15 protein-coding genes are annotated in these 15,126 nt (G+C 74.9%); 8 read left to right on the forward strand and 7 right to left on the reverse strand.

Annotation, left to right across the window (positions count from 1 at the left end):
• Positions 1–26 precede the first annotated feature (26 nt).
• The 4 genes from BF93_RS05690 to BF93_RS05705 are packed head-to-tail and all read right to left on the reverse strand — an operon-like array spanning position 27 to position 4,266.
• A complete protein-coding gene (locus BF93_RS05690; RefSeq protein WP_038371244.1) occupies positions 27–1,106 on the reverse strand; it encodes an acyltransferase domain-containing protein in 1,080 nt (359 codons plus the stop codon).
• 9 nt (positions 1,107–1,115) lie between these two features.
• Complete coding sequence (locus tag BF93_RS05695; protein WP_084148305.1) at positions 1,116–2,267, reverse strand: Gfo/Idh/MocA family protein; 1,152 nt, start codon at positions 2,265–2,267, stop codon at positions 1,116–1,118.
• On the reverse strand, positions 2,264–3,049 hold the full coding sequence (locus tag BF93_RS05700; protein ID WP_038371246.1) for a cupin domain-containing protein: 786 nt from the start codon (positions 3,047–3,049) through the stop codon (positions 2,264–2,266). Before BF93_RS05700 ends, BF93_RS05695 begins: the two co-directional genes overlap by 4 nt.
• The gene (locus BF93_RS05705; RefSeq protein WP_084148306.1) at positions 3,046–4,266 is read right to left on the reverse strand and encodes a Gfo/Idh/MocA family protein; all 1,221 of its coding nucleotides are present in this window, start codon (positions 4,264–4,266) and stop codon (positions 3,046–3,048) included. The genes BF93_RS05700 and BF93_RS05705 overlap by 4 nt, the downstream gene beginning before the upstream one ends.
• 177 nt (positions 4,267–4,443) lie before the next feature.
• Between BF93_RS05705 and BF93_RS05710 the strand changes: the two genes are divergently transcribed.
• The 3 genes from BF93_RS05710 to BF93_RS05720 all read left to right on the forward strand — a co-directional run bounded on the left by BF93_RS05710 (position 4,444) and on the right by BF93_RS05720 (position 7,871).
• Entirely contained in the window at positions 4,444–5,562 is a 1,119-nt protein-coding gene (locus BF93_RS05710) for a LacI family DNA-binding transcriptional regulator (RefSeq protein WP_051486587.1), read from the forward strand.
• Between the two features lie 201 nt (positions 5,563–5,763).
• Complete coding sequence (locus BF93_RS05715) at positions 5,764–7,395, forward strand: helicase HerA-like domain-containing protein (protein WP_051486588.1); 1,632 nt, start codon at positions 5,764–5,766, stop codon at positions 7,393–7,395.
• 2 nt (positions 7,396–7,397) lie between these two features.
• The gene (locus tag BF93_RS05720; RefSeq protein ID WP_198025364.1) at positions 7,398–7,871 is read left to right on the forward strand and encodes a DUF6653 family protein; all 474 of its coding nucleotides are present in this window, start codon (positions 7,398–7,400) and stop codon (positions 7,869–7,871) included.
• Between the two features lie 144 nt (positions 7,872–8,015).
• Here BF93_RS05720 and BF93_RS05725 read toward each other — a convergent pair whose 3' ends face one another.
• The 3 genes from BF93_RS05725 to BF93_RS05735 form a co-directional block, all read right to left on the reverse strand.
• A complete protein-coding gene (locus BF93_RS05725; RefSeq protein WP_038371248.1) occupies positions 8,016–8,759 on the reverse strand; it encodes a phosphoglyceromutase in 744 nt (247 codons plus the stop codon).
• Between the two features lie 212 nt (positions 8,760–8,971).
• Positions 8,972–9,403 carry a D-aminoacyl-tRNA deacylase gene (dtd, locus tag BF93_RS05730; protein WP_038371250.1) on the reverse strand — a complete coding sequence of 144 codons (432 nt, stop codon included), beginning with the start codon at positions 9,401–9,403 and terminating at the stop codon, positions 8,972–8,974.
• A 24-nt stretch (positions 9,404–9,427) separates the two neighbouring features.
• The gene (locus tag BF93_RS05735; protein WP_038371251.1) at positions 9,428–11,347 is read right to left on the reverse strand and encodes a phosphotransferase; all 1,920 of its coding nucleotides are present in this window, start codon (positions 11,345–11,347) and stop codon (positions 9,428–9,430) included.
• A gap of 64 nt (positions 11,348–11,411) precedes the next feature.
• On the opposite strand from BF93_RS05735, the gene BF93_RS05740 reads away from it, so the two are divergent.
• From BF93_RS05740 to BF93_RS18855, 5 genes are all read left to right on the forward strand, one after another.
• Entirely contained in the window at positions 11,412–11,840 is a 429-nt protein-coding gene (locus tag BF93_RS05740) for a DUF3151 domain-containing protein (protein ID WP_038371253.1), read from the forward strand.
• A gap of 181 nt (positions 11,841–12,021) precedes the next feature.
• On the forward strand, positions 12,022–13,317 hold the full coding sequence (locus tag BF93_RS05745) for an adenylosuccinate synthase (protein ID WP_038371254.1): 1,296 nt from the start codon (positions 12,022–12,024) through the stop codon (positions 13,315–13,317).
• A gap of 2 nt (positions 13,318–13,319) precedes the next feature.
• Positions 13,320–13,787: a sterol carrier family protein gene (locus tag BF93_RS05750; RefSeq protein WP_051486589.1), complete on the forward strand. Its 468-nt coding sequence runs from the start codon at positions 13,320–13,322 to the stop codon at positions 13,785–13,787.
• Complete coding sequence (locus BF93_RS05755; RefSeq protein ID WP_038371255.1) at positions 13,784–14,569, forward strand: copper homeostasis protein CutC; 786 nt, start codon at positions 13,784–13,786, stop codon at positions 14,567–14,569. The genes BF93_RS05750 and BF93_RS05755 overlap by 4 nt, the downstream gene beginning before the upstream one ends.
• Positions 14,566–15,084 carry a hypothetical protein gene (locus tag BF93_RS18855; protein ID WP_051486590.1) on the forward strand — a complete coding sequence of 173 codons (519 nt, stop codon included), beginning with the start codon at positions 14,566–14,568 and terminating at the stop codon, positions 15,082–15,084. The genes BF93_RS05755 and BF93_RS18855 overlap by 4 nt, the downstream gene beginning before the upstream one ends.
• The last annotated feature ends 42 nt before the right edge of the window (positions 15,085–15,126 follow it).

The raw sequence follows: 15,126 nt of genomic DNA on the forward strand, positions 1-15,126 counted from the left end.
GGGCGGCGTGCCGCCGCCGCGGCGGCTCAGCGCAGGAGCCGGCCCTTGCCGCTGGTCCAGCCGCGGCCGTCCGCGAGGCGGTCCGCCACGGCCCGCTCGAGCCGGGTGCGGCGGGGCAGATCCGCCGGGTCCACCGGGGGACGCAGCCCGAAGACGAAGAACAGCGCACCGTCCCCGTCCCCGGGGATGGTGCCGATCCGCTCCCACAGCGCCGCGAAGCGCGCGAGGTTCGCGTCGGGGCCCAGGATCTGCGCGAACTCGTCGCTGATCAGCCACGAGTCGCAGGTGAACTCGTGGCCGAAGGCCGGCTCGTCCGGCCCGCGCCCCGCGCCCAGGTCCGCGTAGTGCGCGGTGAAGTACGCGGTCGCCGCCGCGAAGGAGGCCTCGACCTCGGCCGGGTCCAGCGGCCCCGTCGCCGGGATGTGGGTGCCGACGACCCAGCGCATCGGCTCCGCCTCGGCGGCCGATGCGGGGCTCGCCTCCGATGACCCCGTGGTGTCCTGTGCGTCCGACGGCCGGTCCGCGCCCTGCTCGAGCCGGGCCACCCGACGGCGGGAGAGGTCGAACTGGAGCCGCCCCAGATGCACGAGGCGGCCCGCCCAGTTCCCGGTGACCCAGTTCAGCTGATGCAGACCCAGGCGACCGGTGCCCCGGCGGTGGACCCGCATCTGCTGGCCCAGGTCCGCCAGCACGTGCCAGGACTGCTCGCGATCCAGGCCCCGCGCGGCGTGCCAGGAGCGGACGGTGTCGGTCGACAGGAGGAAGGCGAGGATCGGGATCAGGCCCTCCCCGGGGGCGAGACGCTGTTGCAGCGCGTCGTGCTCGGCCTTGCGGGCCGCGAGATCCACGGCCGGGACCTCCAGCCCGGCGGCCTCGCGCAGGGCGTTCGCGGTGCGGGCGACCTCGGCGAGGATCTCGTCGTCGCGGGCCGCGGCATCGGCCAGGGGTGCGAGGTCCTCGGCGTCCTGCCCGGTGATCCCGAGCAGCGTCAGCAGCTCCGCCCGGGAGGGGGCGGTGAGCATCACCCGGTAGGCGTCGAGGGGGAGATCGGAATCGGCGCGGACCTCGCGCGGCGGGGCGGGCGTGACGGCGGCATCGGACGGCATGGCCCCATGCTAGGGCGCGGCGACCTCCCGTGGGACCTCCGCTCCTGCCTCCGCGGCTCCGGGGGCCGGCGGGCCGGGCACCTCGCCGGCGGGGACCCCGGCGCCCAGGTCCACGGCCTGTGCCTGGGCGGCGAGGGAGAGCTCCGCCGCGGCCAGGGCATGCTCCTGCGTCATGGCGGTCTGCGTGCCGTCCAGGCAGTCCCGGATCAGGCGGCCGAAGTACGGGAAGCCGGTCATCCCGCGGGCGTCGAAGCGGTGCTGCCCCTCGTGGTCGACCAGCAGCACCTGTCCGCCGCCGTTCTCGGTGGTGATGTCCACGTACTTGCGGATCTCGAGGTATCCGTCGGTGCCCAGGATCAGGGTGCGGCCGTCGCCGAAGACGTCCAGGCCCTCCGGGGTGAACCAGTCCACGCGCACATAGCCCGTGGCGCCGTTGTCCAGCACCACGTGCGCGTCCCCGAAGTCCTGCAGCCCGGGGGTGTCCGGATGCGCATGGTTGGCGATGGTCGCGCTCGCGATCCGCCCGCCGCGCGCCCCGGTGTAGTGGAGCATCTGCTCGAAGTTGTGGCTGCCGATGTCGCACAGGATCCCGCCGTACTGCGCGGGGTCGTAGAACCAGTCCGGGCGCCTCCCGCCCACCCGGTGCGGGCCGAAGCACACCACCTGCAGCACGCGGCCGATGGCGCCGCGCTCGATGAGCTGGCCGGCGAGGATCGCCGCCTCGGAGTGCACGCGCTCGCCGTAGTAGACGGCGTACAGCAGGCCGGTGCGCGCGGTCGCCTCCCGGACCGCCTCGAGCTGCGCGACGGTCGTCATCGGCGCCTTGTCGACGAAGGCATGCTTGCCCGCGGCGATCGCGCGCAGGCCGAGGGGTGCGCGCTCGGAGGCGATCGCCGCGCTGGCGACCAGCCGCACCGAGGGGTCCTCGAGGATCTCCTCCTCGCGGGTCGCGACGCGGGCGCCGGGATGCTGCGCGGCGAGGGCCGCCGCACGGTCCGGGTCGCTGTCGTGGACCCAGGCGAGCTCCGCCCCGGCCTCCACCAGGCCCTGGACCATGCCGTGGATGTGGCCGTGGTCCAGGCCGATGGCGGCCACGGCGAACTCGCCGGGGCCCACCGCCGGCCGAGGGAGAGGATCGAACGTGTAGGGGTGCGGGGTCATCGATGGTCCTCGGGGGTCTCGGGGGTCTCAGTGGTCTCGGGGATCTGGGGGCGCTCGGCGTGGTCGGACGGGTCGGTGAGGTCGTAGGCGCGGATCCGCCCGCACATGCCGAAGGCGCGCTCGGCGGCGGGCGGGGCGGCGCGGTGCATCCGCGCCTGCGTCAGGTGCGCGGTCTCGCCGCGGCCCAGGGCCTCGGTGATCGCGAGAGCCTGCTGGGCATGGGCCAGGGGGTGCTCGCGCACGATCCGCGCCCAGTCCTCGGCGCGGTCGCGGACCAGCGCCGCTGCGGCGGCGAGGAACTCCTCGAGCGGTCCCCGGTCCCCGGCCTCGAGGGCGGTGCGCAGGCGCTGCATGCCCGTCACCGCGAGGTCGCGCCGGCGGGCGGCGCGCTCGGCCCGGTCCGGCCCCTCGCCGAGCGCGGCGGCCGCGGCGTAGGCGCTGCGGTCGGCGAGATGCTCGGGCGGGAAGGTGAGCACGGCGTCCCCGCCCTCGGGCAGCCCGGCGGCGGACATGAGGATCATGATCTCGAGGCCGCCGTGGTTGACGGCGCGGTGCACGGTGCCGGGGGTGAACCACAGGACGTCCCCGGGGGCCAGCGGCGTCGAGCGGGCGCCCTCCGCGTCGAGGGTCTGGAGCTCCCCGCGGCCTGCGGTGATGACGTACGCCTCGGTGGAGACGAGGTGCACGTGCGGCGCCCCGCCGCAGCGTCCGTCGGGCGCGGCATCGTCGTAGATGTCCAGATGGGACAGGGCCGTGCCGCCTGGGAAGGAGGGCGCGCTCATGCGCCCGCAGGCGCCGGATCCGGTGCCTGCTCTGCGGCCTGCCCGGGCGCGGTCTGCCCCGCGGCGGGCTGATCCGGCGCGTTCTCTCCGGGCGCGGCCTGCCCCGACGCGGTCTGCGCGGCGCCGTACCGCGGGGCGCGGGCGACGAGCTGGCCGGCGCGGTAGTACGGGTCCGAGGCTGCCAGCGGCAGGTCCACGACCTGCTTCTCGATGCCCGCCGCATAGATGGCGGTGACGATCTCCACGGCGCTGCGCCCATCGGCCGCATCGACCCGGGGAGCGCGCCCCTCGAGGAGGGCCTCCAGCAGGTCCCCGATCTGTCCCTCGTGGCCGGTGTGGGCCAGCGGCACGTGCGCGGCCGCGAGCTCCTCGATGCGCCGGCGCACGGCGGCGTCCCCGCCGGGCTCGGGGAAGCCGCTGGGGGCCGAGGTCTCCGCGAGGACCTTCCACGGCTGCGAGATGCGGGCGTGCTCGCCCTGGACGACGATCTCCTGCTCCTGGCCGTGGTGGACCACGGAGCTGGTCAGCTGGGCGAGGCCGCGCCCGTAGCGGAGCACCGCCACCGAGAGGTCCTCGACCTCGCTGTTGTCGTGCTGGGCGTTGGCGAGCATCGCGGTGATCTCCTGCGGGCGGCCCAGCAGCCACAGCAGCAGGTCGATGTGGTGGATGGCGTGGTTGAGGGTGCAGCCGCCGCCCTCCTTCTCCCACGTGCCGCGCCACCACAGGTCGTAGTAGGACAGACCGCGCCACCAGGCGGAGTCCACCCGCACATGGGAGATCGAGCCGAGCAGCCCGGAGTCGACGACCTCCTTGAGGGTGGCGAGGTCGTCGCGGAAGCGGTTCTGGGCGACCACGCACAGCCGGCGGCCCGAGCGCTCCTGCGCGGCGATCATCGCGTCGCACTCCTCGAGGGAGGGCGCCATCGGCTTCTCGACCAGCACGTGCACTCCCGCATCGAGCGCGGCGATCGCGAGCGGGGCATGGGTCGAGGGCGGCGTCGCGATGCTCACGAGGTCCAGATCCGCCTGGGCGAGCATCCGCGCGGGGTCCTCGAAGGCGGTCGCGGCCTCCAGGGTGAACTCCGCGGCGCGCTCCGCGGCCTTGCCGGGGACGACGTCCGCTACCGCGACGATCTCGCACAGCTGCCCGAAGGCGAGGTAGGCGCGGATGTGCGCCTGGGCGATCCCGCCGGTTCCGATGATCCCGATCCTCAGCATGCTGGTCCTGTCCCGTCCCGAGGCGGCCGCACCGGGGTCGGCGCTGGGGGTCCGCGATCGTTAATACGTAGTAGCTCGGGATAGTATGGCGGCCGCCACAGCCCGTCAAGACCCGCTCCGGGGTCCCGAGCTCGGGACGGACCGCCGAGGGCCGGTGGAGGGCGAAGGGAGCGATCGATGATCAGGAGGCCGACGAGCCGGGACGTCGCCCAGCGCGCCGGGGTCTCGCAGTCGACTGTCTCGTTCGTGCTCACCGGGCGCCGCGGGATCTCCGCCGCCACCCGCGAGAAGGTGCTGCAGGCCGCTGCGGAGCTGAACTACCGCCCCAACCGTGCCGCGCGCTCCATGCGCACCCGCCGCAGCGGCCGGCTGGCCGTGATCATCCCGGACGCCGGGTACAGCCCCGGGGGAGTGCTGCGCGGGGCGACCGCGACGGCGCAGGAGCACGGCTATGTGCTGGAGGTCGTGGGCCTGCCCGCGGACCCGGCCCAGCGCCGCGCCCGCCTCGAGGAGCTGGTGGGCTCGGGGGACTACGAGGGGGTGCTCGCGTTCACCCCGCCGGGTCCGGAGGCGCCCGCCGTCCCCGAGGACGGGCCGGTGCTGCTGGTCCTGGCCGAGTTCGACGAGAGCCTGCACGCCACGGGCGTGCTCACCGACGCCGGGCCGGTGGCCGAGATGATGGACCATCTGGTGCGCCTGGGGCATCGCCGCTTCCTGCACATCGCGGGGCCGATGGACTTCCCCTCGGCGGTGGCCCGCCGCGAGACCTACCTGGCGCAGATCGCGCGGCACGGGGTCGAGGACCTCGGCGTCCTCCCCAGCCGGTGGGACGCCGCCTCGGGCTTCGCGGCGATCGAGTCCCTGCCCGACTCGGCCCCGCCGCTGGCCGTGATCGCCGGCAACGACGTGATCGCGACCGGGGCGATCCGCGCCGCGGTGCTGCGCGGCTGGTCGATCCCGGGGGACATGAGCATCACCGGATGGGACGACCGCGACACCAGCGCCTACCTCGTCCCCTCGCTCACCACCGTCCAGGAGGACCGCGAGCTGCTGGGCAGGGTCTCGATGCGGCGCCTCATCGAGGCCGTGCGCCGCCGCGCGGACCCTGCGGCCGATGCCGATGCCGATGCCGATGCCGATGCCGATGCCGATGCTGATGCTGGGCTCGGGACCGGGTCCGGCCCCGATCGTCCGGACGAGGGTGCAGTGCCCTCCGCAGCGCCCTCGACCCAGGACGGGCCGCTGCAGACGGTGGTCTGGCGGGAGTCCGTCGGTCCGCCCGCCCGAGGCCGCTGAGGGCCGCGCCCCCGGTCGCCTCGGCCCGTCCGTCCTCATCGCCTCGGCCCGCCCGTCCTCGTCCCTGCGGCCCCGTCCGCGCTCGTCCGGACTGGCTCATCGGCCGCGGACCGTCCGCGACCAGCGGCGGCATGGTTACGATCGTGGTGTTCCGCACACCGACGTCGGCACCAGCCGGCCGGATCCATGCGAGGAGACCCGATGACCCAGAACGCCCAGGCCCAGCCGGAGGAGGCTCCCGTCCCCGGGCCTGCGACCGAGGCCCCCGCATCGGCCGGACTGTCCGAGCACGCCGCCGCGATCACCGCGGCCTACGCCTTCGAGGGCGCCCGCATCCACCTGGGCGCGCTCGTCGAGGGCGAGGAGCCCGTCGCCGCGGCGCCGGTGAACCTCGCCCTGTCCATGCTCAACCGCCACGGCCTGATCGCCGGCGCGACGGGCACCGGCAAGACCAAGACCCTCCAGGTCGTCGCCGAGCAGGCCGCTGCGGCCGGGACCAGCGTCTTCGTCGCCGACATGAAGGGCGACCTCTCCGGCATCGCCGTGCCGGGGGAGGCGTCCGAGAAGCTCACCGCGCGTGCCGCGGCGCGCGGCCAGGAGTGGGTGTCCCGGGCCGGGAGGACCGAGTTCTACAGCCTGGGCGGCCAGGGGACCGGGGTGCCGATCCGCACCACCGTCAGCGACTTCGGGCCCGTGCTGATGTCCAAGGTCCTCGAGCTCAACGAGACCCAGGAGAGCTCGCTGGGGCTGATCTTCCACTACGCCGACTCGCACGGCCTCGGCCTGCTGGACCTCAAGGACCTGCGCGCCCTGATCCAGTTCCTCACCTCCGACGAGGGCAAGGGCGAGCTCAAGGGCATCGGCGGGATCTCCGCGGCGACCGCCGGCGTGATCCTGCGCAGCCTGACCGCCTTCGAGGCCTCCGGCGCGGACGTCTTCTTCGGCGAGCCCGCCTTCGACACCCAGCATCTCCTGCGCACCGCCGAGGACGGCAGCGGGATCATCTCCTGCCTCGAGCTGCCGGGGGTCGCGACCCGGCCCCAGCTGTTCTCGACGTTCATGATGTGGCTGCTGGCGGATCTGTACCAGGACCTCCCCGAGGTCGGCGACGCCGACAAGCCCAGGCTCGTGTTCTTCTTCGACGAGGCGCACCTGCTGTTCCAGGGGGCCTCGAAGGCGTTCCTCGACCAGGTGATCCAGACCGTCCGGCTGATCCGCTCCAAGGGCGTGGGCATCTTCTTCATCACCCAGACCCCCAAGGACGTCCCCGGCGACGTCCTCGCCCAGCTCGGCAACCGCATCCAGCACGCCCTGCGCGCCTACACGCCCGATGACGCCAAGGCGCTCAAGGCGACCGCCTCGACCTTCCCCAGCAGCGAGTACGACCTCGTCGAGGTGATCCCGGCGCTCGGCACCGGGGAGGCGATCGTGACCGTGATGAGCGAGGACGGCGCCCCCACCCCGGTGGCGGTGACCGCGGTGCGGGCCCCCGAGTCCTCCATGAACCCGGCGCCCGCCGAGGCCATGCAGAAGATCGTGGACGCCTCCGCGCTGCAGGCCGAGTACGGCGAGGCCGTGGACCGCGAGTCCGCCTACGAGATCCTCGCCCGGCGCGACGCCGAAGCCGCCGGTGCCGCCGCGGAGGAGGCCGACGCGCAGGCCCCGTCGGAGCAGCCCGCCGAGAAGGACGCCCCCGCCCGGCGGTCCTCGGCGAAGGACGACAAGGGCCTGTTCGACAATCCGGCGGTGAGGTCGTTCCTGCGCTCGGCGGGCACCGTCGTGGGCCGCGAGATCACCCGGTCCCTGTTCGGCACCCGCCGCAGGAGGCGCTGACCATGGCACCCCCGGCCTCTCCGCCCCTGACCCGGTTCGTCTTCTCCCGGCACTGCCATCCGCTCAGCGCCTGGAGTCGGTGGGCGACCACCCCGCTGCTGCTGGCGCCCCTGTGGACGCGCTCGGGCCGCGCGGCGCTCGCCGTCGGAGCCTGGTTCGCCCTCAACCCCGTGATGACCCCGCCCCCGGCCGATGATCAGGCCTTCGCCACCCGCGCCATGCTCGGCGAGGAGCGCTGGCTGACCGATCACAGCCTCGACCCCGGGATGGGCGCCGTCAACGCCGCGAACTCCGCGCTGCTGGCGACCGCTGCGGCCGGGGCCTGGTGGCGCAGGCCGCTGCCGGCCGTGCTCGGGACGGCCGGGGCGATGGCGCTGACGATGTACTGCTGGTCGCGCTACGCCGCGATCGAGGACCGGGCGCGCGCCGCGGACGATGCCGGGACCGCCGCGGCCCCTCCTGGCACGGCGGGATGACTCGCCTCCGGTGACGATGACGGGTGACGGTCGGCGGACCGTCACGGGATGCGAGCGGGCCCCGTGCCCGGCGACCTGGACGCGGTCGCCGGGCACGGGGCCCGCTCGCTGCGGTCGCCCGGGCTCGCGTGCCCGGGCGCGACCTCACTTGCCCTGGTTGGCGACGGCCTCGGCGGCGGCCTTCGCGGCGACCGGGTCGAGGTAGCGGCCGCCGGCGGTGACCGGCTGGAAGTTCTCGTCGAGCTCGTAGACGAGCGGCTGGCCGGTGGGGATGTTCAGGCCCGAGATCTCCTCGTCGGAGATGTCGTCGAGGTACTTCACCAGCGCGCGCAGGGAGTTGCCGTGCGCGGCGATCAGCACCGTCTTGCCGCTGGCCAGGTCGGGCTTGATGCCCTCCTCCCAGTACGGCAGGAAGCGCTCGACGACGTCCTTGAGGCACTCCGACTTCGGCAGCTGCTCGCCGAGGTCCGCGTAGCGGGGATCCTGGTCCTGGCTGAACTCCGTGCCGAACTCGATCTCCGGCGGCGGGGTGTCGTAGGAGCGGCGCCAGGCCATGAACTGCTCCTCGCCGTACTTCTCGCGGATCTCCGCCTTGTTCATGCCCTGCAGAGCCCCGTAGTGGCGCTCGTTCAGACGCCAGTCGCGGTGCACCGGGATCCAGTGCCGATCCGCGGCGTCCAGCGCCAGGTTCGCCGTGGTGATGGCGCGGCGCTGCAGCGAGGTGTGCACGACGTCGGGGAGGATCCCGGCCTCCTTGAGCAGCACGCCGCCGGCGGCGGCCTCCTTGCGGCCCTTCTCCGTCAGCTGCACGTCCACCCAGCCGGTGAACAGGTTCTTCGCGTTCCAGTCGCTCTCGCCGTGGCGGAGCAGCACGAGTGTGTAGGTCATGGGTCCCAGGGTACGGGGCGCGCCCCGTACCTGCACCTCGGTCCGCTCCGCGAGGGCAGCCCGCCCGGCCGTGAGACGTCCTCCCGCCTGCCTGGCCTCGACCGTGCGTCCCGCCCGGTGTTCCCGGGAGCGAGGTCCGGACGGGGGCCGGCGCTCTCCGGGGCCTCGGCGTCGAGGGGTCGGAGGCTCGTCGTCCGGCCGGGTCCGGGCCGTCAGGCCTCGAGCAGGATGGTGACCGGGCCGTCGTTGGTGAGCGAGACCTGCATGTGGGCGCCGAAGCGGCCCTGCTGGACCGGGACGCCGCGCTCGCGGATCGCGGCGACGACCTGCTCGACCAGCGGCTCGGCGACAGGCCCCGGGGCGGCGCCGTTCCAGGAGGGGCGACGGCCCTTGCGGACATCGGCGTAGAGCGTGAACTGCGAGACCACCAGGACGCTCGCGCCCGCATCGAGCACCGAGCGCTCGCCCTCCAGGATCCGCAGCTCGCAGATCTTCCGGGCGATGGTGGCGACCTGCTCGGGCCCGTCCTCGTGGGTGACGCCGATCAGCGCGAGGATCCCCTCGCCCTCGGTCCGGCCCACCACCTCGCCCTCGACCTCGACCTCGACCTGGGCATGGCTGACTCGCTGGAGGACTGCACGCATGGGGCCGATGCTATCGGGCCGCGGTCAGCGCGGGATCGAGCTGATCGGGCGCTCCTGGGTGGGGCTCTCGTCGCCGGCATCGGGCGAGGCGGAGCTCTCGTGCGTCGGGGGAGCTCCCGCGGGCGCCGCCGAGGGCCCCCTCTGCTGGCCGCCGGTCGAGGGGACCGGGGACGAGGGCGCCAGCGGCGCATGGATCCCGGAGGCGACCTGCTGCTCCGGGGGCTGGTAGACGGGGGCGGACTGCTGCGAGGCGCTGCGCGGGGCGGTGTCCTCGGGCCGCAGGGCGGCGGCGCGCGTCGGCGCCGGCGGGACGATGGGGTCCACCGGGCGCGCCGGCACCGTGTGCCCCCAGGGGGTGCCCGGGTCCTGGGCGTCCTGCCCCGGCGGGGCCTGACGGGGCTGCGCGGCGGGCGGGCCCTCGAGCGGCTGCGAGGCCGCCGGCGCGTGAGGAGCCGGGGGAGCCGGGGGCCCGTGCGGCGCCGGGGTCCCCTGCTGCACCGGGGGCCCGTGAGGCGCCTGCGGCGCCCCGGTCTGCGGGGGCGTCGCCCGGGCCTGCTCCGCCCGGGCTCGCTCCGCCTCGGCCTGGAGCTGGGCCTGGCGCGCCTCCCGCGCGGCCTGCGCCTCGCGGGCCTCCTGGGCCTCGCGCTGGGCGCGCTGCAGGCGGCGCTCGGCCTCGCGGGCCGTCTCCACCCAGCGCTCCGCGACGCGGATGATCGCCTCGGTGGCGGCCTCCCACGCGTTCTCCTGCTGCCGATGCGGGCCGGTGGCCAGGGACAGCACCACGCCGGCCGCGCGCAGGGCGAGCTCGGTGGCGTCCACGCGCCGGGCGAACACCTCGTGCCAGACGCGGATCGCCTCCTCGACATGCGCCTGGGCGGGGGCGGAGATCCGGCCGGTGCTGCCGTAGTCGGCGAGCACGCTGAGGTGGGCGAGCAGGCAGGCGAGGTCGTCGGCGCGGCGCCCCGGGCCGACGGTGTCGATGTCGAGCACGCCGACGACCTCGCCGCCCTGCACGAACAGCTGGGCCTCGTAGAAGTCGCCGTGGACCACGTCGTGCGGGCGCATGTCCAGGCGGCGGCCCACCGCGGCGAGGCCGTCGCGGATCCCCCGCACGAGCGTCTCGATCCGCGGGGCGAGCGCCGGCACGGAGGAGCTGACCACGCCCGCGTAGAAATCGGCCGAATCGGTCCACGGCGCCCGCAGGGGGAGCGTGTACATCGAGGCGGGCAGGCGGTCCAGGGTCGCGACCAGGTCCTCGGCGCGGACGGCCCGGGCGCCCTCCTCGACGACGGCGTGGGCGAGCGGGCGGCCCGGCAGCTCCTCCATCACCACCAGCCCCTGGTGGTGGGCTGTGACCTGGGGCACGGGAACGCCGGCGGCGAGCAGCCGCTGATGGCGATCGACGATCTCCCCGCTCTTGTGCGGCTGCATCACCTTGAGGAAGACGGCGCGGTCGGCGAGGCGGGCGCGCAGCACCGCCCGACGGCCAGGGCGATAGGAGACGACCTCGATCGGGACCGGGGCGGCGGCGTCCATCCCCGTGGGCACGCCCAGCTCGGCGAGCGTCGTGCCGAGCACGTCGGGGTAGCACACCCGCGGCAGCATCGGCAGCCAGGGGTCGTGAGGGTAGCGCCAGACCCGCACATTGATGTCCCCGTCCGTCATGACCAGGGAATGCTCCGCCCCGGCGACGTGCCGTTCGGCCTCGCCGATGTGCGCGCTGGCGCCGAACAGCTCCTCCCGTGCGGGCGCGGAGGGGCCGTCGAGCTCCGGCCAGGAGACGGTCGTGCGGTACAGGGCCTTCGTCGACCGGCCGGGCCGGTGGTCGACGTGGTCCAGCTCCCACGAGCGCAGCACGCCCCCGGCATTGCTGACAGCGGAGTTCAGCAGGCCGCCGGCGTCTGGCCCCGTCAGCAGCTCGGAGCCGTCCCGTGAAACAGACATGCGACGTTTCTACCAGGGTTCGACCGTACCGGCGAGGCGGATGATGCACCCGTACCATGCAGGCATGGCTGACAGCACCCCCTCCCTGGACGCGTCGAACCTGCTCGGCGTCCCCCCGACCCTGCTCCCGGAGGACCACCCCGACACCGAGGTGGCCGCCGCCCTCGAGGCCGATGGCGACCCCCGCGACCTCGCCGCCCGCTTCCCGCACTCCTCGCTGGTGTGGGCGGAGCTCGCGCGCGACGCGCTCGCCGACGACGACGTGATCGCCGCCTACGCCTATGCGCGTACCGGCTACCACCGCGGCCTGGACGCCCTGCGCCGGGCCGGATGGCGCGGCCAGGGGCCGATCCCCGCCTCCCATGCGCCCAACCGCGGGTTCCTGCGGGCCCTCGCGCTGCTGGGGGAGACCTCCCGGCGCATCGGCGACGAGGAGGAGGCCGAGCGCGTGCGCGCCTTCCTCCGGGAGGCCGACCCCTCGCTGGTCGACTGATCCCTCGCCGGTCGACCGATCCCGCACCGGTGATGCGCGCCTCGCGCCGTGCGCAGCTGGGCACGGCGCGGAAGCGCGCTTGGTAGGATCGCGCCGGTCTCCCCCGAGACCCGTCGGCGCCCGGACGGGCACAGCTCCCGTCGTCGGCGTGCGATCGACCCCGCATCCCTGAGGAGCCGCCATGCCCGCCGTCGTGATCGTCGGAGCCCAGTGGGGCGACGAGGGGAAGGGCAAGGCCACCGACCTGCTGGGGGAGAGGGTCGACTACGTCGTCAAGCCCAACGGCGGCAACAACGCCGGGCACACCGTGGTCGTCAAGGGCGAGAAGTTCGAGCTCAAGCTCCTCCCCGCCGGCATCCTCTCCCCGCAGGTGACGCCCGTGATCGGCAACGGCGTCGTGGTCAACCTCGAGGCCCTCTTCGAGGAGATCGGCGTGCTCGAGTCGCGCGGCGTGGACACCTCCCGCCTGCGGATCAGCGCCAACGCCCACATCGTCGCGCCGTACCACCAGACCCTCGACAAGGTCACCGAGCGCTTCCTGGGCAAGCGCGCCATCGGAACCACCGGTCGCGGCATCGGCCCGGCGTACATGGACAAGATCGGCCGGCTCGGGATCCGCGTGCAGGACCTCTTCGACGCCTCGATCCTGCGCCAGAAGGTCGAAGGCGCCCTGCGCCAGAAGAACGAGCTGCTGGTCAAGCTGTACAACCGCCGCGGCGTCGAGGTCGAGGAGATCACGCAGACCCTGCTCGCCTACGCCGAGCGGCTGCGGCCGATGGTCGTGGACACCACGGAGCTGCTCAACGCCGCCCTGGACCGCGACGAGGTCGTGCTCATGGAGGGCGGCCAGGCCACCTACCTCGACGTCGACCACGGCACCTACCCCTTCGTGACCAGCTCCAACCCGACGGCGGGCGGCGCCTGCACGGGCACGGGCATCGGCCCCACCCGCATCGACCGGGTGATCGGGATCGTCAAGGCGTACACCACCCGCGTGGGCGCCGGCCCGTTCCCGACCGAGCTGTTCGACAAGTGGGGCGAGTTCCTGCAGACCACCGGCCACGAGGTCGGCGTGAACACGGGCCGCCCGCGCCGCTGCGGCTGGTACGACGCGCTGATGATCCGCCACGCCGTGCGGATCAACGGCTTCACCGACATCGTGCTGACCAAGCTGGACGTGCTCACGGGCCTGGACGAGGTGCCGATCTGCACCGCGTACGACGTCGACGGCGTGATCCACCGCGAGATGCCGATGACCCAGACGGAGTTCCACCACGCCGTGCCGGTGCTCGAGACGCTGCCGGGCTGGACGGAGGACATCTCCTCCTGCCGCACCCTGGAGGACCTGCCCGAGAACGCGCGGCGCTACGTCGCGCGGCTCGAGGAGCTCGCCGGCTGCCGCATCAGCGCGATCGGCGTGGGACCGGACCGCGAGGCCACCGTCGCCGTGCACGACCTGCTCCCGCAGTCCGCCTGACCGTGTCCCCCGCCCGGCGCACCGATCCCGAGCAGGGCCGCGCCGCCCTCGAGCTGTGGGCGCGCGACCCCGACGCCGCCGCGGCGGGCGGTCGGCGCGTGCTCGCCCCCGCCGTCCGCCACACCCTCGAGCTGCTCGCCGAGGAGAACCCCGGCGGCGCCGTCGAGCTGCGCGTGCCGCCCTATGCCGCCGTGCAGGCGATCGCCGGCACCCGGCATACCCGCGGCACGCCGCCGGCGGTCGTGGAGACCGACCCGCTGACCTGGCTGGCCCTGGCCGCCGGGGACCTGACCTTCGCCGAGGCCGTCGCCCGCGGCGCCCTGCACGCCAGCGGGGAGCGCAGCGACATCTCGGCCCTGCTGCCGCTGCCCGGGCCCCGGCGGCTGGTCGCCGCGGCCCGCGCCGCAGCGCCCGGGCCCGACGCCTCTGCCGCCGCCGAGCGGACCGCACCCCTGGAGGAGGGCCGATGAGCCTGGCCGTCGAGATCACCGTGGAGGACCTCGCGGGCCTCGAGATCGCCGCCCGCGCGGGAGCGGACCGCATCGAGCTGGCCGAGGACCTCGACCACGGCGGCGTCACCCCGCGGCCCGAGCTCGCCGCCGAGGCCGTCGCCCGTGCCGCGGCGCTGGTCGCCGAGCGCGAGGCGAAGCCGCACTTCCGCGTCCACGCCCTGGTGCGCCCCGAGGCCAGCACCGGGGACTTCCTGGGCCGTCCCGAGGAGTTCGTCGCCGACGGCGAGGCCGTGCGGCGCATGGGGCAGCAGGCGGCGGCGATGGTCGAGGCCGGCTGCGACGGCGTCGTGATCGGCGTGCTCACCGCCGAGGGCGCGCTCGACGTGCCCGCCCTCGAGCAGATCCGGGACGCCGCCCTCGGCGCCGCCTCCCGCTCCCTGCGCGGCCTGGACCTCACCCTCCACCGCGCCGTGGACGCCCTGCCCGGGGCCGAGGAGCGCGCCGAGGCCGTGCGCACCGCGCTGCGGCTGGGCTTCCACCGCGTGCTCACCTCCGGGGGCGCGGCCCGTGCGCTCGACGGCGCCGAGGACCTCGCCCGCATGGTGCAGGCCGGCGAGGGCATCGTGGAGATCATGGCCGGCGGCGGGGTGCGCCCCGTCGACATCCCCGACCTCGCCCGGCGGGCCCGCGTGGACGCCGTGCACACCTCGGCCCGCAGCCGCACCCCGGATGCCGCCGCCCCCACCCGTACCGACGCCGCCATCGCCCAGGCGGCCGTAGACGCAGCAGGAGCACTGTGACCCACCCGAGCGACCCCGCCTCCCCGCAGCCCGGGAGCACCCCGGCGCCCGCTCCCGACGCCGCCGAGTCCCCGGACCACCCGGTCCCGGCCGATGCTCCGGGCGAGGCCCCCGCGGCCGACGGCCCCGCGGTCGACGCCCCAGAGGCCGATGCCGCCGAGGCCGATGCCCCTGCGGCCGACGCCCCCGAGGCCGACGGCCCTCGCGGCGCGGAGTCCGCGGAGGAGGACGGCCCCGCGGCTGACGCCGCCGATGCCGAGGACTCCTCCACCCCGGAGGGCACCGTCATCCTGGTCCGGCGGCGGCGCATGCCGAGCCTGGGGTTCTGGGTCCTGGGCTGCATGCTGCTGGCGGCCCTGGCCGGGGCCGTCGTGGCCTATGTCGTCGAGGTCCGCTACCTCGCCGGGATGGTGTACTTCGCCGTGACCGGCGCCGTGTTCTTCGGGCTGCCGCTGGCCGCGCTCGCCGCCCTGGTCGACGCCCTCCGCCACCGCCGCACCGACCGGCGCCGCTGAGCGCTCGCCCCGCAGCCCGCAGGGCTGTGCGGTGCGTGACCC

The sequence above is a fragment of the Brachybacterium phenoliresistens genome (assembly GCF_000576425.1).
Taxonomy (GTDB): Bacteria; Actinomycetota; Actinomycetes; order Actinomycetales; family Dermabacteraceae; genus Brachybacterium; species Brachybacterium phenoliresistens.